This is a genomic window from Pseudomonas sp. FG-3G (assembly GCF_901007645.1).
Taxonomy (GTDB): domain Bacteria; phylum Pseudomonadota; class Gammaproteobacteria; order Pseudomonadales; family Pseudomonadaceae; genus Aquipseudomonas; species Aquipseudomonas rhizophila.
On sequence record NZ_CAAKGZ010000018.1, the window covers coordinates 59,211 to 82,381 of the forward strand.

At 60.3% G+C, this 23,171-nt stretch carries 20 protein-coding genes; 12 read left to right on the forward strand and 8 right to left on the reverse strand.

Features of this window, described 5'->3' with window-relative positions; all coding sequences use genetic code 11:
- The first annotated feature begins 44 nt into the window (after nt 1-44).
- Nucleotides 45-1,343 carry a D-arabinono-1,4-lactone oxidase gene (locus PSEUDOMOFG3G_RS08660; protein WP_171061346.1) on the forward strand — a complete coding sequence of 433 codons (1,299 nt, stop codon included), beginning with the start codon at nt 45-47 and terminating at the stop codon, nt 1,341-1,343.
- A 74-nt stretch (nt 1,344-1,417) separates the two neighbouring features.
- Nucleotides 1,418-2,626 (forward strand): DSD1 family PLP-dependent enzyme, encoded by a 1,209-nt coding sequence (locus PSEUDOMOFG3G_RS08665; protein ID WP_171061347.1) that lies wholly within the window; start codon nt 1,418-1,420, stop codon nt 2,624-2,626.
- Between the two features lie 139 nt (nt 2,627-2,765).
- On the opposite strand, the gene PSEUDOMOFG3G_RS08670 is transcribed toward PSEUDOMOFG3G_RS08665, so the two are convergent.
- On the reverse strand, nt 2,766-3,704 hold the full coding sequence (locus tag PSEUDOMOFG3G_RS08670) for a transporter (protein WP_139049645.1): 939 nt from the start codon (nt 3,702-3,704) through the stop codon (nt 2,766-2,768).
- Nucleotides 3,705-3,910: 206 nt separating this feature from the next.
- Between PSEUDOMOFG3G_RS08670 and PSEUDOMOFG3G_RS08675 the strand changes: the two genes are divergently transcribed.
- The 7 genes from PSEUDOMOFG3G_RS08675 (at nt 3,911) to PSEUDOMOFG3G_RS08705 (ending at nt 13,428) form a co-directional block, all read left to right on the forward strand.
- Nucleotides 3,911-4,951 carry an AraC family transcriptional regulator gene (locus tag PSEUDOMOFG3G_RS08675; RefSeq protein WP_139049646.1) on the forward strand — a complete coding sequence of 347 codons (1,041 nt, stop codon included), beginning with the start codon at nt 3,911-3,913 and terminating at the stop codon, nt 4,949-4,951.
- Nucleotides 4,952-5,027: 76 nt separating this feature from the next.
- Nucleotides 5,028-5,645: a transcriptional repressor LexA gene (lexA, locus tag PSEUDOMOFG3G_RS08680; RefSeq protein WP_047227808.1), complete on the forward strand. Its 618-nt coding sequence runs from the start codon at nt 5,028-5,030 to the stop codon at nt 5,643-5,645.
- The gene (gene imuA / locus PSEUDOMOFG3G_RS08685) at nt 5,645-6,277 is read left to right on the forward strand and encodes a translesion DNA synthesis-associated protein ImuA (protein WP_139049647.1); all 633 of its coding nucleotides are present in this window, start codon (nt 5,645-5,647) and stop codon (nt 6,275-6,277) included. Before lexA ends, imuA begins: the two co-directional genes overlap by 1 nt.
- Before the next feature lie 7 nt (nt 6,278-6,284).
- The gene (locus PSEUDOMOFG3G_RS08690) at nt 6,285-7,706 is read left to right on the forward strand and encodes a DNA polymerase Y family protein (RefSeq protein WP_139049648.1); all 1,422 of its coding nucleotides are present in this window, start codon (nt 6,285-6,287) and stop codon (nt 7,704-7,706) included.
- Nucleotides 7,682-10,780: an error-prone DNA polymerase gene (locus PSEUDOMOFG3G_RS08695; protein WP_218277728.1), complete on the forward strand. Its 3,099-nt coding sequence runs from the start codon at nt 7,682-7,684 to the stop codon at nt 10,778-10,780. Before PSEUDOMOFG3G_RS08690 ends, PSEUDOMOFG3G_RS08695 begins: the two co-directional genes overlap by 25 nt.
- A gap of 159 nt (nt 10,781-10,939) precedes the next feature.
- Nucleotides 10,940-13,051: a PAS domain-containing sensor histidine kinase gene (locus tag PSEUDOMOFG3G_RS08700; RefSeq protein ID WP_107322648.1), complete on the forward strand. Its 2,112-nt coding sequence runs from the start codon at nt 10,940-10,942 to the stop codon at nt 13,049-13,051.
- Between the two features lie 95 nt (nt 13,052-13,146).
- Nucleotides 13,147-13,428, forward strand: a complete 282-nt coding sequence (locus tag PSEUDOMOFG3G_RS08705; protein ID WP_047227813.1) for a hypothetical protein — start codon at nt 13,147-13,149, stop codon at nt 13,426-13,428.
- 71 nt (nt 13,429-13,499) lie between these two features.
- Here the strand turns inward: PSEUDOMOFG3G_RS08705 and PSEUDOMOFG3G_RS08710 are convergent, their stop codons facing one another.
- Nucleotides 13,500-14,660: a hypothetical protein gene (locus PSEUDOMOFG3G_RS08710; protein WP_139049649.1), complete on the reverse strand. Its 1,161-nt coding sequence runs from the start codon at nt 14,658-14,660 to the stop codon at nt 13,500-13,502.
- Between the two features lie 1,049 nt (nt 14,661-15,709).
- Between PSEUDOMOFG3G_RS08710 and PSEUDOMOFG3G_RS27990 the strand changes: the two genes are divergently transcribed.
- On the forward strand, nt 15,710-16,030 hold the full coding sequence (locus PSEUDOMOFG3G_RS27990; RefSeq protein ID WP_257220682.1) for a hypothetical protein: 321 nt from the start codon (nt 15,710-15,712) through the stop codon (nt 16,028-16,030).
- Between the two features lie 245 nt (nt 16,031-16,275).
- Here the strand turns inward: PSEUDOMOFG3G_RS27990 and PSEUDOMOFG3G_RS08720 are convergent, their stop codons facing one another.
- On the reverse strand, nt 16,276-16,797 hold the full coding sequence (locus PSEUDOMOFG3G_RS08720; protein ID WP_047227815.1) for a DUF4142 domain-containing protein: 522 nt from the start codon (nt 16,795-16,797) through the stop codon (nt 16,276-16,278).
- A gap of 217 nt (nt 16,798-17,014) precedes the next feature.
- Here PSEUDOMOFG3G_RS08720 and PSEUDOMOFG3G_RS08725 point away from each other — a divergent pair, with 217 nt between their 5' ends.
- A complete protein-coding gene (locus PSEUDOMOFG3G_RS08725; protein ID WP_047227816.1) occupies nt 17,015-17,251 on the forward strand; it encodes a YdcH family protein in 237 nt (78 codons plus the stop codon).
- A 64-nt stretch (nt 17,252-17,315) separates the two neighbouring features.
- Here PSEUDOMOFG3G_RS08725 and PSEUDOMOFG3G_RS08730 read toward each other — a convergent pair whose 3' ends face one another.
- From PSEUDOMOFG3G_RS08730 to PSEUDOMOFG3G_RS08740, 3 genes are all read right to left on the reverse strand, one after another.
- A complete protein-coding gene (locus tag PSEUDOMOFG3G_RS08730; protein ID WP_047227886.1) occupies nt 17,316-18,179 on the reverse strand; it encodes a LysR family transcriptional regulator in 864 nt (287 codons plus the stop codon).
- A gap of 274 nt (nt 18,180-18,453) precedes the next feature.
- Nucleotides 18,454-18,771, reverse strand: a complete 318-nt coding sequence (locus tag PSEUDOMOFG3G_RS08735; RefSeq protein ID WP_047227817.1) for an SCP2 sterol-binding domain-containing protein — start codon at nt 18,769-18,771, stop codon at nt 18,454-18,456.
- Between the two features lie 51 nt (nt 18,772-18,822).
- Nucleotides 18,823-19,533, reverse strand: a complete 711-nt coding sequence (locus tag PSEUDOMOFG3G_RS08740) for a histidine phosphatase family protein (RefSeq protein ID WP_139049650.1) — start codon at nt 19,531-19,533, stop codon at nt 18,823-18,825.
- 229 nt (nt 19,534-19,762) lie between these two features.
- Here PSEUDOMOFG3G_RS08740 and sohB point away from each other — a divergent pair, with 229 nt between their 5' ends.
- Complete coding sequence (gene sohB / locus PSEUDOMOFG3G_RS08745; protein WP_139049651.1) at nt 19,763-20,794, forward strand: protease SohB; 1,032 nt, start codon at nt 19,763-19,765, stop codon at nt 20,792-20,794.
- Nucleotides 20,795-20,996: 202 nt separating this feature from the next.
- Here the strand turns inward: sohB and PSEUDOMOFG3G_RS08750 are convergent, their stop codons facing one another.
- Nucleotides 20,997-21,491 (reverse strand): DUF934 domain-containing protein, encoded by a 495-nt coding sequence (locus PSEUDOMOFG3G_RS08750; protein WP_047227820.1) that lies wholly within the window; start codon nt 21,489-21,491, stop codon nt 20,997-20,999.
- Nucleotides 21,475-23,133 carry a nitrite/sulfite reductase gene (locus tag PSEUDOMOFG3G_RS08755; protein WP_047227821.1) on the reverse strand — a complete coding sequence of 553 codons (1,659 nt, stop codon included), beginning with the start codon at nt 23,131-23,133 and terminating at the stop codon, nt 21,475-21,477. The genes PSEUDOMOFG3G_RS08750 and PSEUDOMOFG3G_RS08755 overlap by 17 nt, the downstream gene beginning before the upstream one ends.
- Nucleotides 23,134-23,171 lie beyond the last annotated feature (38 nt).

The window sequence follows — 23,171 nt, forward strand, 5'->3', positions numbered from 1 at the left end:
CGGCCTTCACGGCGCTGGGCAGCCAGGGCGCCCTGGCCGAGTTGATGCGCGCCCCGCGACTGATTCCGTGGCGCAATTGGTCCGGTGCGCAAAGTTGCCTGCCGGCAGCGCGTCTGGCTCCCAAGAATCTGGATGAACTGGTGCAAATCGTGGCCCGCGCCGAAGGGCGGATTCGTCCGGTGGGTTCAGGCCATTCCTTCAGCGCCCTGGTGCCCACGGACGGGACTTTGCTGTCGCTGAGTTTTTTCAGCGGTCTGCTGGATCACGATGTCGCCAGCCTGCAGGCTGAGTTCGGTGGCGGCACGCCCATGTCGCGCATGGGGCCGGCACTCAAGGCCATCGGTCAGGCGCTACCGAACATGGCCGACGTGGATTACCAGACCCTGGCCGGGGCCATCGCCACCTCGACCCACGGCACCGGCAAGGCATTCGGTTCGTATTCGGCGCAGGTGGTCGGGCTGCAACTGGTGACGGCCGGCGGCGAGGTGCTTGATTGCGATGCCAACCGCCATCCCGAAGTGTTCAAGGCCGGGCGGGTGTCACTGGGTGCGCTGGGGCTGGTGACCCGTGTGCGTTTGCAGAACCGTCCTGCTTATCGGCTGCGCGAGCGCCAGTGGGTGGCGAAAACCGAAGAGTTGCTCGAGGACCTGGACACCAACACTCGGGACAACCAGCATTGGGAAATGCAGGTGGTCACCCATTCTGACTATGCGTTGTCGATTGCCTTGAACGAAACCAGCGATCCGGCCACTGCACCGGTGAGCCCCGAGGAGGAGGGTGGCAACGAATTCGTCACCCTGATCGAAAAGCTCGACAAGTATGGCAGCGACTTTCCGACGATCCGGCGCACGTTGCTCAACAGCCTGCGACTGGTGGCCGACTTCGAGGATCGGGTTGGCGATTCCCACGACATCTACGCCAATGCGCGCACCGTGCGCTTCAACGAGATGGAGTATTCAGTGCCGGCTGAACACGGTCCGGCGTGCCTGCGGGAAATCCTCAAGCTGATCCGCGAAAAAGACCTGCGCACCTGGTTTCCCATTGAGTACCGCTACGTGAAGGCCGATGACATCGCCCTGAGCATGTTCGAAGGCCGCGACAGTTGTTCGATCTCCGTGCACCAGCATTACCAAATGGACCATCACAATTTCTTCGCCGCCATCGAGCCGGTCTTCTGGAAATACCAGGGGCGCCCGCATTGGGGAAAACTGCATTCCTTGAACGCCAGGACGCTCCAGGCGCTCTACCCACGCTGGAATGAGTTTGCCCAGGTGCGCCAGGCCCTGGACCCTGGCGGAAAATTCCTCAACGGGCATCTTTCAACGATTCTGGGAGCGAGCTGATGGGTTTCAATCGTCGAGGGTTCCTGGCTGGGACGGTGGGCGCTGGACTGTTGCTGGCCGGCGTCGGTGCCTGGCTGCGACCGCGGGACCAGGGCGGGCCGTACAGCGATTATTTCCGCCAGTTGAACCGGGAACTCAAGGCCCACGGTCCCATGCGACCGGTGATGCTGATTGACCTGGACCGACTAGATCACAACATCGGCGTGGTAGTGGCCTCGGTCCGGCGCGCCGGCAAACAGCTGCGGTTAGTGGAGAAGTCCCTGCCATCGCCGGGGCTGTTGAACTACATTGGCCAGCGAGCCGAGACTCGACGGTTGATGTCGTTCCACCAACCGTTTCTCAACCACGATGCGTTGCAGTTTCCCACGGCTGATATTTTGCTGGGCAAACCTCTGCCGGTGCGTTCCGCCGCGTTGTTCTATGAGCTTCACAAAGGACCCTTCGATCCGTCACGCCAGTTGCAGTGGCTGCTGGACACGCCTGAACGGCTTGAGCAATACCGGGCCCTGGCCCAGGGGCTTGGTACTCGCTTGCGGATCAATATCGAACTGGATGTAGGCCTGCACCGGGGTGGGGTAGCCGACGATGCCACGCTGGAGGCGATGCTCAAGCTGATTCGGGCGAACCCGACGCACTTGGAATTCACCGGGTTCATGGGCTACGACCCGTTCGTGGGCATGGGCGTGCCCGAGCTGCTGGCAACCCCTCAGGAGCTGCTGGCGCGGGTCATGGCGATCTACACCGCACGGGTGGATTTCGTGCGTCTGCGCTACCCCGACCTCTGGCATCCTGGCCTGACCCTCAACACCGCCGGCAGCCCCAGCTATCGCTTGCACGAACGGGAGAAACTGAGCAGTGAAGTCTCGGTGGGCACGGCCATGCTCAAACCCAGCCACTACGACCTGCCATCGTTGAACGAGCACGTACCGGCCGCTTACATCGCCACGCCGGTCTTGAAGCGCACCGGCCCGGTCAACATCCCGGCACTGGACGACAAGTCGCGGATTTTTTCCTGGTGGGACGTGAACCAGCGCGGGACTTTTTTCATCTACGGCGGTAACTGGATGGCCGATCTCGAATCACCCTCAGGCTTGAAGCACAACGACCTCTACGGTCGCAGCTCCAATCAGGAAATGGTCAACGGTTCTGAAACAGTGGGGCTGGCGGTGGAGGACCAGGTGTTCCTGCGACCGACCCAGAGCGAGTCGGTGCTGTTGCAGTTCGGTGATCTGCTGGCCGTGCGTGGAGGGCGGATAGTCGAGATGTGGCCGGTCTATAGCTGACCACGGATCCTGTGGGAGCGAGCCTGCTCGCGATGACGGCGGTACATTCAGCATCAATGTAGACCGATCCACCGCTATCGCGAGCAGGCTCGTTCCCACAAGGGATTGCTGGTGAGCCTGCCGGAACCGAATAGAGCGTTCACAACGCAAACGGAATACTGATCTTGGCCCAGAGCATTTCGCCTTCGGGGCGGTTCTCTACGTTGAATTCCTTTGCCCAGCGGATCTCGGCGCTGGCGTATTTGAGAAAGGTCAGGTGCAGCGCCGGACCGATGGCGAACACCTGGCCGCGCACGCCGTCATCCACGTCCTGACCGGCGAACTGCACGGTGCGGTCGTATTGTTTGTCGTCGGTGGTCTGCTTGAGGTAGTAACCGTTGAGCCCCAGCATCACGTTGTCCGTCAGCCGGTAACTGACGGAATAGTCGAAGTGGAAAATCTGCCCTGAGCGGTAGTCGGTGTCCTTGTTCTCGCGATTGAAACTGTAAGTGCTTTTCATCGACACCTCGGTGTTTTCCGTGGGCAACCAGGTGAAGGAAAACAGCGGCTTGTAGGTGTAGAAATTGGTGCTGGTGTTGGCCAGGCGGTCGGTGCTGTATTCGCCGGTCGGCACGGTGATTTCCAGTGCGGCGGCCAGGGTCAGGTTTTTGCCCATGTCCCACAGCACAATGGGCGAAATGGTGGTATCGCCCATGCCTTCGCGAGTGTCCTGCAGGCCGAACACCGAGATTTCCTGTTTGATCCAGGGCTGGCCAACGTAGATACCCAGGCGTCCACCGGCCACCCGCAAAGGGCTCAGGTAATCGATCCGGGGGACCACCGCCGTGGATTCGATTTCGACATCCGGGACTTCGCCGCCCAACGAACTGATGTTGAATTTCCTGGCCTTGTAATGGTTGTAGTAGAGGTTGAACGCAAACATGTGGTCAGGAAGGTTGTCGACGTCCAGCGGCAATACGAAGAAACCGTCGGTGCCGGTGCCGATGTTATCGACTCCGGTTTCGGTGGCCAGGGCCGGCAGGGCACAGGCCAGGCCGAGGGTCAGTTGCAAGGCGAATGTCGTGCGGGTCGGGTTCATGCGGGGGCTCATTATTATTGTTGGAGATGCACCAAAGGTCCGAGCCATACAAATAAGCCGTTCGCCGCCGACAGGGCAGGGTATTGGCGGCCACACAGGGGACATGGGCGGCCAGATTTTTGTGCCCCTCTATACGCTGGGTCATGCTAACGTTTATGAAACAACCGGTTACAAAAACGCCACCTAACGTGCCCCGGAACCCGCCCATGCAGATGAAAGTCATCGACCCGACCTATGAACTGGCGCTGGTATCGCCGTTTCTTTTGCAAACCTTGGCCGATGTGGTGGCAGACCAGGGTTTCGATGCCGCCAGCCTGTGTCGTGGCCTTGGTTTCGGGCTCGACGATCTGCAGGATCCGGCCCAGCGGATTTCCTATCGCCAGGCCGTGGTCATGATCCAGCGGGCGCTCAAGCTGTTGCCTGATCGGGGCCTGGGCTTGTGGGTGGGCGATCGCAATGTATTGGGTACCCTGGGCCTGCTGGGCCACGTGTTGTCGCTGTGCGAAACCCTGCGCGATGCCTTTGCCCTGGGGATTCGGTATCAACACACCACCGGCGGCATCGCAGTATCGAGTGTTGAAGAGGCCAGTGACCGGATCATGGTGGAGGCGACTTGCCGCCTGCCTTTTGCCGAGGTCCAGGTTTTTGCGGTCGAAGAGTTTTTCGCCAGCCTGATGGTGTACGGCAGGGCGTTGGCAGGTCCTGACTTCAGGCCCCAGGCCGTGGAGTTCATGCACGCTGCGCCGTCTTATGCCCAGGAATACCATCGGGTCCTGGGGCCGGATGTGCGTTTCGGTTGTCGTCACAATCGCATGCTGATCGATGCCTGTTGGCTCGGCGTACGCCTGCCCAACCATCATCCGCTGGCCTTGCGTCAGGCCCTGGCCTTGCTGGAACAGGAGGCCACTGAGGTCCATCGCAAGATCGATCTGATCCAGGCGGTGGAGCGGGCGATTGCCCGGGACCTGACCCGTGGCAGCCACATCGAGAAAATCGCCAGCGACCTCAACATGAGCAGCCGCACCCTGCGCCGACGCTTGACCGAGCACAACCTGACCTTCGAAGCCTTGCTGGAACAGGTGCGTCGTGGCCGGACCCTGAACCTGCTGGCCAACCCCGACTGGTCCATCGAGCGCATCACCGAAGAGGTCGGCTACAGCGATGTGCGCAGTTTCCGCCGGGCGTTCCGGCGCTGGACCGGGATGAGCCCGAGCGCGTTTCGGACCGAGGGGTCGACACCGGCTTAGCCGGGACGGTCAATGGTCGGCTCCCTGTGGTTGACTGACTGGCGGTGCTTGTCAGAAAAAACCGACAAGAGTACAAATGTACTCCATGACGACTCTCACCCCCCGCCGTACCGCCATCCTGACCTTCATCCGCGAACGCATCGCCGAGCAGGGCCAGCCCCCCAGCCTCGCTGAAATCAGCGAGGCGTTCGGTTTCGCCTCCCGCAGCGTGGCGCGCAAGCATGTGCTGGCGTTGACCGAAGCCGGTTTCATCGAAGTCAATCCGCACCAGGCCCGGGGTATTCGCTTGCTGAACCAGCCGCCGCGTCCCGAGCTGCTGGACGTACCGGTGCTGGGGCGGGTGGCCGCCGGCCTGCCGATCGGTGCGGATGCCGAGGTCCACAGTCGCCTGATGCTCGACCCGGCGATGTTCACCAAGGCGCCGGATTACCTGCTACGGGTCCAGGGGGACTCGATGATCGAGGATGGCATTCTCGACGGCGACCTGGTGGGCGTGCAGCGTACGCCCCAGGCCTCCAACGGCCAGATCGTCGTGGCGCGCCTGGACGGTGAAGTCACCATCAAGCGCTTCGAGCGAATCGGTGAGCGGATACGTTTGCTGCCGCGCAACCCGGCCTACCAGCCGATCATTGTCGAAGCCGACCAGGACCTGGCCATCGAAGGCGTGTTCTGTGGCTTGCTGAGGCAAGGCTGATGGGCGCTGTCGTTGCGCTGGACACGCTGTTCAACGGTGGCCAGGTCTGGAAGGGCCGGTCCGCGCCCCCGGCTGCCAGCCCGCAGCCCACCGGTCATGCGGCCCTGGACGCGGCGTTGCCCAGCGGTGGCTGGCCGGAAGCGGCGCTGACGGAACTGCTGGTCGCCGCGCCGGGCGTGGGCGAGTTGCAACTGGTCTGGCCAACCTTGGCGCGACTGACGGCGGCGGGGGAGCGGATCGTGCTGGTGGCGCCGCCATTCGTGCCCTATCCGCAGGCCTGGCAGAACGCTGGGGTGGACCTGCGCCAGTTGTCAGTGATCCGGGCCGATGAGCGCGATGCCTTGTGGGCCGCCGAACAATGCCTGCGTTCGGGCAGTTGCGGCGCGGTGCTGTGCTGGCCCCGCCAGGCTGATGATCGCGCCCTGCGCCGCTTGCAAGTGGCGGCGGAAACCGGCCAGACCCTGGCGTTCGCCTGGCGCTCGATTCAGGAAGCCATAAACCCCTCGCCGGCGGCCCTGCGCATCGCCATCGATGGCAGGCCAGGGCAATTGCGGGTGCTCAAGTGCCGGGGCGGGCTGGCCCGTTCGACGCCCATTGCCTTCGCCACGCTCAGCACACCGACCGAGCATTGAGGTTGCGATGCGCTGGGTCTGCATACTCTTCCCGCAACTGGCGCTGGACGCCGCGCTGCGTCAGCGTCCCGATCCCGACGAGCCCTTGGCGCTGTTGACCGGTCCGGCCCAGCGCCGGGTCCTGCAAGCGGTCAATGACCCGGCACGGGCCCTGGGTTTGCGCCCCGGCCAGACCATGACGGCCGCCCAGGCCCTGAGCAAAGGCTTTGCCACGGCCGAATACGATGCGGCGCAGATCGAACACTGGCAACAGTTCCTGGCGGCCTGGGCCTACCGTTTCAGCTCCCAGGTCAGCGTGCATTACCCGCGCACGGTGGTGTTCGAGATCGAGTCGAGCCTGGGCCTGTTCGGCCCCTGGCCGGTGTTCGAGAAGCGCCTGCGGGCCGAGCTGACGCAACTGGGATTCCGGCATCGCATTGTCGCCGCCCCCAACCCGGTGGCGGCGCGGGTGTTGGCCAATGCCTACGACGCCCTGGTGGTGCCCGATATTGAAACCCTGCAAGCCTGCCTGGGGCAGATGCCGGTGGAGCGTATCGGCCTGGAACCCGACGTCGCCACGGCACTGTCACGCATGGGGCTGCGCCAGTTGAGCCAGGTCCAGGCCTTGCCCCGACACACCCTGGCGCGGCGTTTTGAGGCCCAGGTGCTCAAGCATCTTGACGCGCTGACGGGCAGCCGCACCCTGGCGCTGTCGTTTTACCTGCCGCCGGACCGTTTCGATGTGCGCATCGAGCTCAATTACGACGTGCAATCCCACCAGGCGTTGTTGTTTCCGTTGCGCCGGTTGACCGGTGATCTCTCGGCTTTCCTGTGCGGTCGCGACAGCGGCGTGCAACGCTTTGACCTGCACCTGGAACACGCCGGGTTGCCGGACACGCTGATCAAGGTCGGCTTGCTCAGCGCCGAGCGGGATCCTGCGATGCTTTTCGAACTGGCTCGTGGTCGGCTGGAACAGGTGCAGGTCGAGGCACCGGTACGTGGCTTTCGCTTGTGTGCTGAAGACCTGCCCAGTTTCGTGCCCCAACGCCTGGAGCTGTTCGACGAGCGCCCCCAGCAGTCCTTGCCTTGGGAGCAATTGCGCGAGCGGCTGCGGGCCCGGCTGGGGGACGACGCAGTGCAGGGCCTGGGGTTTCGCGATGACCATCGGCCTGAATGTGCCTGGCAGATGACCTCTCAACGCCAGGCCCTGGCATGTCCGGTGCGCGAGGGCGTCCGGCGTCCCGGCTGGCTGCTGGACGAACCCCAGGCCTTGCAGGAGAGCCAGGCGCGAATCCTCATGGGCCCGGAGCGCATCGAGTCCGGCTGGTGGGACGGCGCCGACGTGCGCCGGGATTACTATCTGATCGAAACCCGCGCTGGCCAACGGGGCTGGGCCTATCGACCGGTGGGCGAGGGTGGCCCGCTGTGGCTGCAGGGCTGGTTCGCATGAACATCGAATATGCCGAGCTGCATTGCCTGTCGAACTTCAGTTTCCAGCGCGGTGCCTCCAGCGCCCTGGAGCTGTGCCGTCGTGCGCAACAACAAGGTTACAAGGCCCTGGCAATCACCGATGAGTGCACCCTGGCCGGGATTGTCCGGGCCTGGCAGGCTGCCCGGGAGCTGGACCTGCACTTGATCGTCGGCAGTGAGATCCAGATCGAGAACGGTCCGAAACTGGTGCTGCTGGTGGAAAATCTGCAAGGCTATCAAGCCTTGTGCCGGCTGATCACCCGCGCCCGCCGCCGCAGCGAGAAAGGTCGCTATCGCATCGTGCGAGAAGACTTCGACGAGCCCTTGCTGGGGTTGCTGGCGTTGTGGGTGCCCGGTGACAACGATTCCGAAGAGCAGGGGCGCTGGTTGCGGAAGATATTCGCCGAGCGCTTGTGGCTGTCGGTCCAGTTGCATTGCGGGCAGGACGACCGGCGTCGGCTGGCGGACTTGCTGGCGCTGGCCGAGCGTTTGGACCTTCCGGCCGTGGCCACGGGAGACGTGCACATGCATGTGCGCGGCCGGCGCGCCCTGCAGGACACCATGACCGCCATTCGACACCACGTCACGGTGGCCGAGGCCGGCCAGCGCCTGCACCCCAACGGCGAGCGCCACCTGCGCAGTCTCCCGGCCCTGGCCGAAATCTACCCGCGCGCCTTGCTCGACGAAACGTTGAACATCGCCCGGCGCTGTACGTTCGACCTTGGCCAACTGCGTTATCAATACCCCCGTGAACTGGTGCCTGAGGGGCATGATCCAGCGTCCTGGCTGCGGGAATTGACCGAACGCGGTATGCGCGAGCGATGGGCCAAGGGTGTGGAAGACAAAGTACGGGTACAAATCGATAAAGAACTGACTCTGATCGCCGATCTGGGCTACGACAGCTATTTCCTCACCGTACAGGACATCGTCAGCTTCGCCCGCAGCCGCAATATTCTTTGTCAGGGGCGTGGCTCGGCGGCCAACTCGGCGGTGTGCTACGCCTTGGGGATCACCGAAATCGACCCGAGCCAGACCAGCATGCTGTTCGAGCGATTCCTGTCCCGGGAGCGCAACGAGCCGCCGGACATCGACGTCGATTTTGAACACGAGCGTCGCGAAGAAGTGCTGCAGTACGTGTTCCAGCGCTATGGCCGCCATCGTGCGGCATTGACGGCGGTGGTCAGCAGCTACCACGGTGCCGGCGCGGTGCGGGACGTCGCCAAGGCCTTGGGCTTGCCGCCGGATCAGGTCAACGCGCTGGCCGACTGTTGTGGGCGCTGGAGTGACGAGGCACCGCCAGTGGATCGCCTGCGCGAAGGTGGCTTCGACCCGGACAGCCCGGTGTTGCGCCGGGTCCTGAGCCTGACCCAACAACTGATCGGTTTTCCCCGGCATCTGTCCCAGCACCCTGGCGGCTTCGTGATCTCCGAACAGCCTCTGGACACTCTGGTGCCGGTGGAGAACGCCGCTATGGCCGAGCGCACCATCATCCAGTGGGACAAGGACGACCTGGACGCGGTCGGGTTGCTCAAGGTGGATATCCTGGCCTTGGGCATGCTCAGCGCAATTCGTCGCTGTTTTGATCTGATCGCGCAGTACCGCGGCCAGCACTACACCTTGGCGACGTTGCCCAAGGACGACGCGGCCACTTACGAGATGATCACCCGCGCCGACACCATTGGCGTGTTCCAGATCGAGTCGCGCGCACAGATGGCGATGTTGCCTCGGCTCAAACCCGAGTCCTTTTATGACCTGGTTATTGAAGTGGCCATCGTGCGACCGGGGCCGATCCAAGGCGGGATGGTGCACCCGTATCTGCGGCGTAAAAACAAGGAAGAAGCGGTGACTTACCCCTCCAAAGCGTTGGAAGAAGTGCTCAAGCGCACCTTGGGCGTGCCCCTGTTTCAGGAGCAGGTCATGCAGATCGCCATCGTTGCGGCGGATTACAGCCCCGGCGAAGCTGACCAGCTGCGTCGTTCCATGGCTGCCTGGAAACGTCACGGCGGCCTGGAACCGCATCGGGAACGCCTGGCGGCGGGGATGGCGAAAAACGGCTACACCGCCGAATTCGCCGCGCAGATCTTTGAACAGATCAAGGGGTTCGGCAATTACGGTTTTCCCGAGTCCCATGCCGCCAGCTTCGCCTTGCTGACCTACGCCAGCAGTTGGCTCAAATGCCATGAACCGGCGGCGTTCGCCTGTGCCCTGATCAACAGCTGGCCCATGGGGTTCTACAGCCCGGACCAGATTCTGCAGGATGCCCGCCGGCATCAGTTGCAGATCCGCCCGGTGGACGTGCGCGCCAGTGACTGGGATTGCAGCCTCGAACCCATGGAAGGCCGACAACCGGCGCTTCGCCTGGGTTTGCGCATGATCAAGGGCTTTCGCCAAGAGGATGCCCATCGTATCGAAGCGGCCCGCCGGCATCGGCCCTTCAGTGACGTGGCCGACCTTGGCGAGCGCGCGCAACTCGATGCCCGGGCCCAGGCGCAACTGGCCGACGCCGGTGCCTTGCGGGGCTTGGCCGGTGATCGTCATCGCGCTCGCTGGGAGGTGGCCGGGGTACAGAAACAACTGGGCTTGTTCGCCGGTTTGCCCAGCCAGGAAGAACCGCCCGTGGACCTGCCAAAACCTACGGTGGGGGAGAATCTGTTCGCCGATTACGCCAGCGTCGGTACGACACTGGGCCCCCATCCACTGGCTTTGCTGCGCCCCGAACTGCGCGCCCGGCGCTGTCGCAGCTCGCGGGAACTGCAGGATGTGGAGCATGGCCGCAACGTCAGCGTCGCCGGGCTGGTCACCGGCCGCCAACGGCCAGGCACGGCCAGCGGCGTGACTTTTGTCACCCTGGAGGATGAGTTTGGCAACCTCAACGTGGTGGTCTGGCGCGATCTGGCCGAGCGCCAACGCAAAGCGTTGGTGGGTTCGCAATTGCTCAGGGTCGACGGGCGTTGGGAAAGTGTCGGTGAGGTTCGTCACCTGATCGCCGGCCGCCTGAGCGACCTGACCGAGTTGCTGGCGGGTATCCAGGTGCATAGCCGCGATTTCCGCTGAACCCGGCTGCCACACAGCAAGCATGTCGCCAGCCCGGACAGGTTTGCATCATGACCTGCCCATGAAACCAAACGCCAGCGCAGCGCTCGAAGCTCTGAGCACAAGGGACTTGTGGTATGCCGATTCCCTGCTGGCATTTTCGAGGTTCAGAATCGACTCATGCAGTTCTTATCCCAGAATCATGGATGCCCCGGTTGGGGCGGTGAAATGGCCGGGCGTATCCGGTCGTTCGATTGGAGCCAGACCGAACTGGGCGCCATCGAGCACTGGTCCGCCAGTCTGCGTAGCGCAGTCCAGGTGCTGCTGGCGTCGCCTTTGCCGATGGTCATGTTGTGGGGCCGTCAGGGCTTCATGATCTACAACGATGCTTATGCCGAGTTCGCCGGCGGGCGCCATCCGTACCTGCTGGGCTGCGCGGTAGAGTTGGGCTGGCCGGAGGTGGCCGAATTCAATCGGCACGTACTGGATGTCTGCCTGGCTGGTGGCACCTTGTCCTATCGCAGCAAAGAGCTGGTACTGCTACGCAATGGCAAGCCCGAAGATGTCTGGATGGACCTTTATTACAGCCCGGTGCCCGACGATGATCAGTCTCCGGGCGGCGTTTTGGCGATCGTCGTGGAAACCACCGAGCTTGTGCTGACCGAGCGTGCCCGCCAGGAGGCCGAACGCAGCTACCGCGCCGTCAACGAGCGCATTCAGTTGGCCCTCTCGGCCGGGCCACTGCTGGGGTCGTTTGTCTGGGACATCCAGAACGACACACTTTCCGGCGATGAGCGTTTTTCCCGCACGTTCAATTACCCGCCAGACACGCCGCTGGATGCACTGCCTGTCGAGATTGCCCGCCAGAACATCCACCCCGATGACCTGGAGGAGGTGAACCGGCGGGTCGAACTGACCTTGCGCACCGGAACACCCTACAACGCTGAGTATCGGGTGCGTCGACTCGGCGGTGATTACCTGTGGGTGCTGGCCAGCGGCCGATGTGAATTCGATACGTTGGGCCGGCCGTTGCGTTTCCCCGGTGTGCTGATTGATATCAATGAACGCAAGGCGGCTGAAGCATCGCTGCTCAAGTTCACCCGTGATCTGGAGCAGCGTGTCGCCGAGGAAGTGCATGCGCGGTTGACGGCCGAAGAGCAGTTGCGCCAGTCGCAGAAACTCGAAGCCATTGGCGGACTCACCGGCGGTGTGGCTCATGACTTCAACAACTTGCTGCAGGTGATCGCCGGCAACCTGCACCTGTTGGCTCGCCACGAACCGCACAACGCCAATGTGCAGCGGCGGGTCAGTGCCTCCATCGAAGCGGTGGAGCGGGGCGCCAAACTGTCCTCGCAATTGCTGGCGTTTGCCCGCCGCCAACCGTTGTCACCGGCGGTCTACAACCCACGACGAATCTTCGACGGTCTGGGCGAATTGTTGCAGCGGGCCTTGGGCGAAACCATCCAGATCGAAGTGACCTTGCCCGCCGAGCCCTGGTGCATCCACGTCGATCGCAATCAGCTTGAAAACGCTTTGCTGAACCTGGCGATCAATGCCCGCGATGCCATGTGTGGTGAGGGCACCATCGGCCTGATCGGCGAAAACATCGTACTCGACGAATCGTCCTGCGCCGGTAAAGACATTCCGGCCGGTGACTATGTGCGCCTGTCGGTGATCGACCGCGGCGCGGGCATGCCTCCCGATGTCCTGGACCATGTGTTCGAGCCGTTTTTTACCACCAAGACTGACGGCCAGGGCACCGGGCTTGGGTTGAGCATGGTGTTCGGGTTCGTCAAGCAAAGTGGCGGGCATATCGAGATTACCAGTGACGTGGGAGAAGGCACGCGAGCGCAGATGTATTTCCCCCGCAGTCGGCAACCTGAAACAGGTGAAGAGGCCCCACACAGCCCGCTTCTGACCGGTGGGCAAGAGACGATTCTGGTGGTGGAGGATAACGAAGAGGTGCGCAGCGCGTCGGTGGAGCTGCTGGAACAGTCCGGTTATCGGACCCTCACGGCCGCCAACGCTGATGCGGCCATGGCGCTTTTGCTCGAAGGTGCCTCGGTGGATCTGATTTTTACCGATGTGGTCATGCCTGGCCTGATCAAGAGCTCTGACCTGGCGGCCTGGGCCAGGGTACAGACTCCGCCTATGCCCATACTGTTCACCTCGGGCCACACTCGGGACATCATTTCCCGCAACCACCAATTGAGCCCCGATACCCATCTGCTGAGCAAACCTTACGGCCCGGATGCCTTGATCACCATGGTGAGGACTGTGTTGGGCAGTTGATCGCGGCGCGCTAAACAAATGGAACCGAAGCCGCCATGCCACCTTCAAATGACCATGACCGGTCATCAATCCGGCCTGTCATGAATGAGGTGCCTATGAACCAAGATCCTGCAAACACCCAGCAACAAGGCCAGACGCAGGCCCCGTCACCGCGCAATGATCCGGCGATCGATCCTCAGGTTTCCCCTGAGCCCGCTGGCACCCAGCCAGTCAGCCCGGCTGGGGCAGGCAAGGCCCAAAGCGCCGACAGCGAAGTCGATCAAAAAAATCACCACCAGGACAACGACAACACCTTCAGCCCTGGCTTCAAGCCTGACCCGGACCGCCCGGAATCCGGTGAGAGCACTGACGCCGATATCGATACGGATGGCGGTTAGCCAATGAGCCCTGCTTCTTTTCTTGAAGCTGGGCTTTCGGATTTCACGACGCCGTTGGGTGGCTGGCGCATCTATTGAGTGGATGAGTGAGGCGACAGGTCCATCCGATACCCAGCCCCCGGCTTGCCTTCATGTAATGCCGACTGGATTTTTTCATACAATGCATTGGCCTCGGCAGTCGTGATTGACCGCGAGCAATCCCGCAATACGACGCGCAACAGAGCATTTTCCTGGCCGGGTAACAGCCCGAGTCGCTCGATGGCTTGTGGTGGTAATTCAGACGAAGTCCAACGACCTTTGACTTGCATCTCCTCAACCCAACCAGAGCAGTCGCCAGCCGCCTGGAGCATTTTCTCAGTCAGTACTTCCTCACTCAAACCCGGAGTCACGGCCACTGAAATGTCCCGAGTAATTGAAGGCAAACGCGAAACCGTACTCCAAGGACGTAAATCTTGCATCTGGGCCTGAACTCGCTCATTAGGGTCACGCAGCAGGCGAATATCCGGGATTCCCTTTCGTAGCATAGTCAACCGGTCCAGCCCCATCCCCAACGCCAGACCGCCATGACGCTGCGCATCGATTCCCAGCCGTTGCAATAACGAAGTGGCAATAAGCCCACACTCCAGCACTTCGACAGCAGAACCATCGTTTATCACATTCACCTCAATGCCACCTTCGGTGTAATGATGCGGACTGTCGCTGTAAACCCAAGGTTTATCGGGGACGGCGACCCCAAGGATATCGCCGACCAAGCGCAAAAGGTGTCCGCGCGCCGAGAGCTCGGGTTCACCCAGCACCCATATGTCCATCTGATGTGGCTCGGCGCAGTGCCAACGATCACGACTGTCGCGGCGGAACGTGATGCCCGGAGCGGCCAGCAAAATGACCTCTCCAGGCTTGCGTTCCTGAGCCGAACGTTGCAGCACAATTGGAATCTGGCTAGTGGTTTGTGTACGCAACAGTGAATGTTCGTCTATCCACCGGGTGTGTTCGCTGCCTAGAGTGATTTCTGCCGGGCCATAACCGAGCAGTCCGTAGTTCTCTTCGGCGGATACGATTCGTGGGCCGGTCTGTATTAGAGCCTGCGGCCACCCAGCACTGACCAGCCCTTCAATTATTTCGTTCATGATCAGGCGGACTGCATGTGCGGGCGAGTGCGCCTCAGTCAGATCTGTAATGGATAACGCCTGCTGAAGCGCGACGTCAGTCAGGTATTTCTTGGTAACACCCATTATTGGCCCCTTTGAATCAGTGTTTGCTACGGCTTGAACAGTCGGAGGAAAAACCTATCAACACTAGACCAAACAAACAACTTAATAAGGCGGATTTTGGTGTTTTCAGAACTCAGCTACAGATGCTTCCTACATAAATAATCTATTTTTATTGTCTGCTATTCTCAGTAGAAGTATTGGTTCTAAAAAGCGATCAAAAAAATCATTTAAAAATCAGCATGAATTTGAGCTAATACGACCACCCCCTTGAGCCGCAAGGGGGGAAATAAGGTAAAGGTGAAATCATGAAGAAGCAGAAAGTAATTCAGGAGAAACTTAATCGTATTACCTCAGGTCCAGAAAATTTTGGGTGGGCTCCATTGGCTTGGGCCTATATGGGTGATTGATATCGTTTGATTCAGAAGGGTGGCATGGATCAGCCACCCTTTTTCATAAGGAGCTACTTTATGTCGTCCATGACAAATATCCATACACTTTTTGGCGCTGAGGAATTCTAGGTTGTCGCCGATTCAGAGCAATTTCTTAACAAGTGTTCTAATCAAGGGCTAAAAACTGCGCATATCACCAAGGTCGAAGCTCTGCCTCGCAATAGCATAATTTTCTCCTTCAGCAACAGTGCCGCCAAACTCACATTAGAGATTGCGCAAGCCACACCCAGAAAGAGAAGTGTTTTTTGTGCTGCACAAGTTTTCGAGCCCTCCCTGAGTTGTGCAAGTTATAGTCTGAATTTATTGCTAAATAGCGATTTCAAGAAGGCGCTGAAAAAACAGCGCGCCGTATTAAATATGCTTAATTCTTATGTTGTTTTCAGTTACAGGCAACGGTTCTTGCGGGCGCGTTACTCTATTGCCCAAGGCAGAGCCTTATGCGCTGATTGCCGAGGATGTCTCTGGCGATTTCATACATTCCGTCGCCGAATTTTTCGAAGTTCATTATGCTCACATGAAGCCTCAAGAACCCTGCCCATTTTTTTTAGTGGGGAGCTAAATATTTCTGGAATTCTGACTGTCCTGAGAAAGCCTAATCCGATGTTGCCCGAAGATATGAAAATGAAACTTCAGCAGCTATCTGATACCCTTTCTGAGAACGGAGGATTGCTGACTGTCGTGGAGAATAAGGTAACGTCTCTACGAACTGGTAATGGTGAATATATAGAGGTCTTGAAAATGGCCGCAGGAACTCGAGGTCTCGAATTAACCGAATTCGCCATCGGTGTCAACGATGAAATAGCGCCTCTTATAGATTACAAGATGAACTCGCAATTGAATGAGGGTGTCGGCGGTGTTCACTTGGCTATCGGAGATGGCTCTAGTGGTTATCACATTGATTTTCTTAGCCCAGCGGCCAATGTCAGCCCCATAACTCAATAACCTTAATAACGGCGTATGGCAAAGAGAGCAACTCCTCACTGGGGCAGGACTAATGCTCTCTTTTTGGTGAAGTAAAATATCAAGGGGGCGCTTCTCGAAGTTGCTCAGAGGCATTTCGGTATGCTGAGAGGTCCTCACGTTTGAAACCAAGAATGCCCTGCCAGATTAAACCAGCAGGGCTTCTCGGTCAGGCCGATGATCTCGTTAAACCTTACGTTATGATCGGGCTTTTTTTACATTCTCTGCTATTTACTTGGATGAGCGGCCTGGAGTTTCTTGGCCATTTCCAGATGTTTTTCCAAGTCTGGAAGCATTTTTTGCGCGAACGCCTTCAGTTCGGTGTTGCCGGGCTTCTTGTCGTCAGTGACGGTCTCGGCTTCTTTCTTGAACAGGGCAATGGTTTCTTCGTGGGCCATCACCTGGTTGTTGGCGTAGGCCGCATCAAACGATTCCTCGCGCATATCGAGAATCTTGGCCTTGGCCTTTTTCACCAGCGTGGTTTCGTCCGGCACTTCGATATCGTGTTTTTTCGCCAGCGAGATCAACTCCTCGTTGGCTTTGGTGTGGTCGGAAATCATCATGTTGGCGAATTCCTTGACGTCCGCCGAACTGCTTTTTTCCAGGGCCAGTTTGCTGGTTTCGATTTCCGCGATACCACCGGCCGCCGCGTTGTCGACGAAGTCGCTGGAAGTCGCGGCCCAAGCCATTCCCATACTGGTGCTCAAGGCAACTGCCAGGCCGAGTTGACGCAGGTTGAATCCGTCCATAGGTAAGTCTCCACACAGGTTGTACAAGGGACTTGTGTCGTCCTGTTCAATGGAGAGCGGCGGGCGGACAAAGGTTTGATTGCAAAGCGGTGCGGTACGACGAACGGTCACCGCTGGTCGGATTGACGGTCGACAGAACCCCGTCGGCGAGGCCATTCTGATAGTCGACGAGCGCCGTAGAAGGCGTTAGCCATCGTTCTACCAAAGGAGGTGTTCCATGCCGGTGATCCACGATTTGTGCCAGGATCTCAACTGCACAAAAGACGACATCCAGCAAAAGCGCAGCGAGAATCCCAGGCTCGACTCGTTACTTCTCAAGTATTCCCAAATAGATGCCGAAGTGGTCGACGCCGAGAAACCGTCCTCCGCGGCACTGTCCGATGTTGCCCTGAAGACGCTCAAGGAGAAACGTTTGCAGGTCAAGGACGAGATCGCGCAGTACTTGCAGGGATAGTCCTAGGGCCGGGCTATCGGTGAGGAGCCCTCTGCTTGCAGGAGGGCTTTTTTCGGCAGACTCGTCAGGTCAGCGGGTCCCAGCGCTGGGACCAGTCGCTGCCGGTCGTGACGATCTGGCGCAGCACTTCGAACGCTTGCTGCAACGCCGCCGAATCCCGATCCCTGGAGTACACGAGGTAAGTCGGGTAGTTGAATTCCGGCGCCTTGGGCACCCGCTCCAGGATGCCGCTGTCCAGATAGCTCTGCACCACTCGGGTCCGGAAGTAGCCGCTGCCGCCGTTCTCCAGGATGTACTGCAGGGCCAGGGGGCCGAGGTTGAACGTCACGGCCGCCTTGGCCTTGTCCGGCAGCGCAGTGTCGTGCTGACGACGGAAGTCGGCACTCCAGTCGATGTACACGTAGGGCTCTGGACGGGTCGCCAGGCGCACCAGGATCAGTTTCTCTTCCAGCAACTGTTCCACTTGCAGCCTCGGCCAGTATTCGGGCTGATACACCACGGCGGCATCCAGCAGGCCCAGTTCCAGTTGTTGCAGCAGTTTTTCGCCATCGCGGATGTCCATGCGCAGGGCATGGCCGGGGATTTTATGGCGCAGTTCCTCGGCCCAGGCGAGCATCAAGGGGTTGCATAGGCTGACCTCGCCACCGAGGTGCAAAACGTTGCGAAAGCCTTCGGGCAAGGGCAGGTCCCGGCGGGCCGCTTCCCAGGTCTGCACCAGTTGATTGGCATACACCACGAACGTTTCACCGTCGGCAGTCAGGCGCGCGCCGGCACGGTTGCGCACAAACAGCACGCAGCCAAGCTGGCTTTCAAGCTTCTGGACTCGCGCCGTGATAGCCGTCTGGGTGACGTGCAGCTTGTCGGCCGCGGCGGCGAGGCTGCCGTGGCGGACGATTTCCAGAAAGGTGCGGGCGAGGTCGATGTCCATGGTCAGGCCGATACGGGGAAAGCGGGGATTGTACGACACCTGCGAACTACCGCAGGGTCCTTTGCTGAATGTACCGGCGCTATCGCGAGCAGGCTCGCTCCCACAATTGCTCCGGGTGATGAGGATTGAGCGTCGCTCCAGATCCCCTGTGGGAGCGAGCCTGCTCGCGATAGCGATGGACCGGCCAGTGGAAATGCTCAAGTAAAAACACAAATCCCGCCACAGAGGCGGGATTCGTTTGCAGCCAGGGCGCCCGTAGAAAGGGCAAGCAGACTCAGGCCGGGAACAATTCGGACAGCTTCATCGACAGCATCATGTCGCCTTCGACGCGCAGCTTGCCGCCCATGAACGCTTGCATGCCGTCGGTATCGCCGCTGACGATGCCCTTGAGGGTTTCGCTGTCCATGATCAGCGTGCAGTTGGCTTTTTCATTTTCGCCTTCTTGCAGCTCACAGGTGCCATCCTTGACGATCAGGGCGTAGTGCTTGTCTTCGTCAGTGATGTTGAAACCAAATATCAAGTCCAGGCCGGTAGCGGCGTCTGGGTTGAACTTGGCTTTCATGGCTTGTACGGCGTCGGCTACGGAGGTCATGGTTTCGATCCTTATTTGGGTTATACAGCAAGGGTCTACAGTGATCCGGACTCAGCGAAAGGTGATGAGGTCCGGGGCCTTCAGCAGTTGCAGGTGGGCATGACTGTTGAAGGAAGCCAGGGCCACCTCGCGGCCCCTGAATTTCAGGTGGTTGAGCGAGGTGTTGACGATTTGCCAGTTCAGTTCGAAGGCCTGCCGCGCAGGCATCTGGGTGATCAGGTGGAGCAGGGCGGTGATGGTCCCGCCGGAAGTGAACACGGCGATTTTCTGGGAATTGTCGGCCTGCTCCAGAATGCGCTGCAGGCCGGCCTGCACGCGTTCGACGAAACCCAACCAGCTTTCCAGTTCGGGCGGGTCGTACTGGCCGCTGAGCCAGCGCTCGATGATCAACGCGAAGATGCGCTGGAACTCGGCGCGGTTCTGTGCGGCATTGCGCAGAATGTACAGGGCTTCGGGTTCCTGGGGCAGCATATCCGGCAACAGGGCGCGGATCACCGCGTCGGCGTCGAACTCATTGAACGCCGAATCGATCTCCAGCCCGGGAACCGGCAGCCCGGCGGCGGACATCTGGCCCAGCGCACCTGTGGCGGTATCCAGCTGGCGACGCAGGTCGCCCGAGAGGCAGCGATCGAACACGACACCCAGTTCGGCCAGGTGGCTGCCCAGCACTTGGGCCTGGCGTACACCGTTTGGCGAAAGGACATCGTAGTCGTCCGCACCAAAGGAGGCCTGGCCATGTCGAATCAGATAGATACTGCCCACGTCCGCGTCATCCCGGTACGTTGAAGGTTTGGCGAGGTTATGAGGATGGCGGTGAGCTGTCAATGAAAAAACATACGCTTGTTTGAAATGCCCGTTACAGCCTTGTCCAGCTGCGCTCCCGTTAAGGTAACCACAGGTTTCACGGCTGGTCGCGGCGCAGGCGCATGGGTATGCTGAACGTGTTGAGTGCCCGCCCTTGAGCGGCGTTTTGAATTTATTAGGAGCCATCGTGGAGTTTTTCATCGAATACGCCAGTTTCCTGGCCAAGACCGTGACGCTGGTGATCGCCATCCTGGTGGTGCTGGCCAGTTTTGCTGCCCTGCGCAGCAAGGGCCGGCGCAAGTCTGCCGGCCAGTTGCAGGTGAGCAAACTCAACGACTTCTACAAGGGACTGCGTGAGCGCCTGGAGCAGACGCTGCTGGATAAAGACCAGCTCAAGGCCCTGCGCAAGACCGAAGGCAAGGCTGAAAAGGCCTCCAAGAAACACAAGGACAAGCCGGCGGCCAAGCCTCGGGTATTCGTGCTGGATTTTGACGGTGACATCAAAGCCTCGGCCACCGAGAGCCTTCGTCATGAAATCACCGCATTGCTGACCCTGGCGACCCCGAAGGATGAAGTGGTGTTGCGCCTGGAAAGCGGTGGCGGCATGGTCCACAGCTACGGTCTGGCCTCCTCGCAACTGGCCCGGATCCGTCAGGCCGGCGTGCCGCTGACGGTGTGCATCGACAAGGTCGCGGCCAGCGGCGGCTACATGATGGCGTGCATCGGCGAGAAGATCATCAGCGCGCCTTTTGCCATTCTTGGCTCCATCGGCGTCGTGGCCCAGTTGCCAAACGTCAACCGCCTCCTGAAGAAGCACGACATCGATTTTGAAGTGCTGACAGCCGGTGAATACAAGCGCACGTTGACGGTGTTTGGCGAAAACACCGAGAAGGGTCGGGAGAAGTTCCAGGAAGACCTGGACATCACCCATGAGTTGTTCAAGAACTTCGTGTCCAACTACCGTCCGCAACTGGCCATTGATGAAGTGGCGACTGGCGAAGTCTGGCTGGGCGTCGCAGCATTGGACAAGCGCTTGGTGGACGAGCTGAAAACCAGCGATGAATACCTGGCTGAACGGGCCAAGAGCGCCGAGCTGTACCACTTGCACTACGCCGAGCGCAAAAGTTTGCAGGAGCGTATTGGCATGGCGGCCAGCGGTTCGGTGGACCGGGTGCTGCTCAGTTGGTGGAGCCGCCTGACCCAGCAGCGGTTCTGGTAACGGCTAACCCTGTGGGAGCGAGCCTGCTCGCGATGACGGTGGTTCATCCAGCATCACCTGCTCAGGCGAGCCGCTATCGCGAGCAGGCTCGCTCCCACATTGGGTTCAGGGTGGGCTGAAGATCAGGTTCCGCACCAATCATCCATCCATAAAAAAGCCCTGAACCGGAACACCCGGGTCAGGGCTTTTTTTGTATCAGGTTTCAGCGACGACGAAACAACGGCAGTGGCTCGTCAGTGGCAGCCTGGTAGGTCACCGAGAAGTCCTTGAGGCTTTCGAGGGCTTCAAAGGGGTCCTTGTCGGCGCGCAAGGCAAAGGCGTCGAAACCGCAACGGCGCATGTAGAACAGTTGGTCGCGCAGCACATCGCCAATCGCCCGCAATTCGCCCTTGAAGCCATAACGCTCACGCAGCAGGCGAGCGTTGGAGTAGCTGCGACCGTCGGTGAAGGCCGGGAAGTTCAGGGCGATGACCTGGAACTGATTGGCGTCATCACCGATTTCCTCCGCCTCTTCGTCGGCGTCCAGCCACACACCCAGGCCGCCATCGCGGGCCTTGAGGGCGTGAGCATGATCGCGCCACAGGGCCAGGGGCACGATCAGGTCGTCGCAGTTGGAAATACCATCGAGGGTCGCGTCCTTGGGCAGCAGGTGCCAGGTTTCGTCGATAACCTCGTCGTTCTTAATTATTCGCTGCATAGACGCGTTCCTTGAAGAGGTCGATGCCGATACGTTGATAAGTGTCGATGAAACGCTCGTCTTCAGTACGTTGTTCGATGTAAACGTCGATCAGCTTCTCGATCACGTCAGGCATGTCGTCCTGGGCAAACGATGGGCCGAGGATCTTGCCCAGGCTGGCGTCGCGGCTACCGCTGCCGCCCAGGGAGACCTGGTAGAACTCCTCGCCTTTCTTGTCCACGCCCAGGATGCCGATGTGGCCGACGTGGTGGTGACCACAGGCGTTCATGCAACCGGAAATGTTCAGGTCCAGCTCGCCGATGTCGAACAGGTAGTCCAGGTCGTCGAAACGACGCTGGATCGACTCGGCGATAGGGATCGACTTGGCGTTGGCCAGGGAGCAGAAATCGCCGCCCGGGCAGCAGATTATGTCGGTCAGCAGGCCGATGTTCGGCGTGGCGAACCCTTGCTCGCGTAACTCGCCCCACAGGGTGAACAACTGGCTCTGTTCAACGTCCGCCAGGATGATGTTCTGTTCGTGGGAGGTGCGCAGTTGACCGAAGCTGTAGCGCTCAGCCAGGTCGGCCACGGCGTCCAGCTGCTTGTCGGTGATGTCGCCCGGCGCGACGCCGGTCGGCTTCAGGGACAGGGTCACCGCGACGTAGCCCGGTTTCTTGTGGGCCAGGGTGTTGCGAGTGCGCCAACGGGCGAAGCCCGGATGTTCTTTGTCGAGCGCGGCCAGCTCGGCGTCCTGGTTGCTCAGGGCCTTGTAGTCCGGGTCGACGAAATGCTTGGCTACGCGATGGACTTCGGCTTCGGTCAGGGTGGTCTGGCCGCCGCGCAGGTGAGCCATTTCGGCCTCGACCTTTTCGGCGAACACTTCTGGCGTAAGAGCCTTGACCAGGATCTTGATCCGCGCCTTGTACTTGTTGTCACGACGGCCGTAGCGGTTGTACACCCGCAGGATGGCGTCGAGGTAGCTCAGCAGGTCCTGCCATGGCAAGAACTCGTTGATGAACGCGCCGACCACCGGCGTACGGCCCAGGCCGCCGCCCACCAGCACACGGAAGCCCAGCTCGCCCGCGGCGTTGTAGACCGTCTCCAGGCCGATGTCGTGGACTTCAATGGCCGCACGGTCCGAGGTCGAGCCATTGATGGCGATCTTGAACTTGCGCGGCAGGTAGGCGAATTCCGGGTGGAAGGTGGTCCACTGGCGAACGATCTCGCACCAGGGGCGCGGGTCGATCAACTCATCGGCCGCGACACCGGCGAACTGGTCGGTGGTGACGTTGCGCAGGCAGTTGCCGCTGGTCTGGATCGCGTGCATCTGCACGGTGGCCAGTTCAGCCAGGATCTGGGGCACATCTTCCAGGGCGGGCCAGTTGTACTGGACGTTCTGGCGGGTACTGATGTGGGCATAGCCTTTGTCGTAGTCGCGGGCAATCTTGGCCAGCATGCGCACCTGACGCGAGGTCAGTTGGCCATAGGGCACCGCTACGCGCAGCATCGGGGCGAAGCGCTGGATATACAGGCCATTCTGCAAACGCAGAGGGCGGAATTCTTCTTCGCTCAGCTCGCCTGCCAGATAGCGTCGGGTCTGATCACGGAACTGCTTGACGCGGTCCTCGATGATCCGCTGATCGTACTCGTCATATACGTACATATAAGTCTCGTTCTCAGGCTTGGGCCGATCAGAAACAG

Bases quoted from the DNA above. Each gene is read 5' to 3' on its own strand.
- PSEUDOMOFG3G_RS08660 (WP_171061346.1), top strand. From the start codon at position 45: ATGCGCGCCCCGCGACTGATTCCGTGGCGCAATTGGTCCGGTGCGCAA.
- PSEUDOMOFG3G_RS08670 (WP_139049645.1), bottom strand. From the start codon at position 3,704: ATGAACCCGACCCGCACGACATTCGCCTTGCAACTGACCCTCGGCCTG.
- PSEUDOMOFG3G_RS08675 (WP_139049646.1), top strand. From the start codon at position 3,911: ATGCAGATGAAAGTCATCGACCCGACCTATGAACTGGCGCTGGTATCG.
- lexA (WP_047227808.1), top strand. From the start codon at position 5,028: ATGTACTCCATGACGACTCTCACCCCCCGCCGTACCGCCATCCTGACC.
- imuA (WP_139049647.1), top strand. From the start codon at position 5,645: ATGGGCGCTGTCGTTGCGCTGGACACGCTGTTCAACGGTGGCCAGGTC.
- PSEUDOMOFG3G_RS08690 (WP_139049648.1), top strand. From the start codon at position 6,285: ATGCGCTGGGTCTGCATACTCTTCCCGCAACTGGCGCTGGACGCCGCG.
- PSEUDOMOFG3G_RS08700 (WP_107322648.1), top strand. From the start codon at position 10,940: ATGCAGTTCTTATCCCAGAATCATGGATGCCCCGGTTGGGGCGGTGAA.
- PSEUDOMOFG3G_RS08705 (WP_047227813.1), top strand. From the start codon at position 13,147: ATGAACCAAGATCCTGCAAACACCCAGCAACAAGGCCAGACGCAGGCC.
- PSEUDOMOFG3G_RS08710 (WP_139049649.1), bottom strand. From the start codon at position 14,660: ATGGGTGTTACCAAGAAATACCTGACTGACGTCGCGCTTCAGCAGGCG.
- PSEUDOMOFG3G_RS27990 (WP_257220682.1), top strand. From the start codon at position 15,710: ATGAAACTTCAGCAGCTATCTGATACCCTTTCTGAGAACGGAGGATTG.
- PSEUDOMOFG3G_RS08720 (WP_047227815.1), bottom strand. From the start codon at position 16,797: ATGGACGGATTCAACCTGCGTCAACTCGGCCTGGCAGTTGCCTTGAGC.
- PSEUDOMOFG3G_RS08725 (WP_047227816.1), top strand. From the start codon at position 17,015: ATGCCGGTGATCCACGATTTGTGCCAGGATCTCAACTGCACAAAAGAC.
- PSEUDOMOFG3G_RS08730 (WP_047227886.1), bottom strand. From the start codon at position 18,179: ATGGACATCGACCTCGCCCGCACCTTTCTGGAAATCGTCCGCCACGGC.
- PSEUDOMOFG3G_RS08735 (WP_047227817.1), bottom strand. From the start codon at position 18,771: ATGACCTCCGTAGCCGACGCCGTACAAGCCATGAAAGCCAAGTTCAAC.
- PSEUDOMOFG3G_RS08750 (WP_047227820.1), bottom strand. From the start codon at position 21,491: ATGCAGCGAATAATTAAGAACGACGAGGTTATCGACGAAACCTGGCAC.
- PSEUDOMOFG3G_RS08755 (WP_047227821.1), bottom strand. From the start codon at position 23,133: ATGTACGTATATGACGAGTACGATCAGCGGATCATCGAGGACCGCGTC.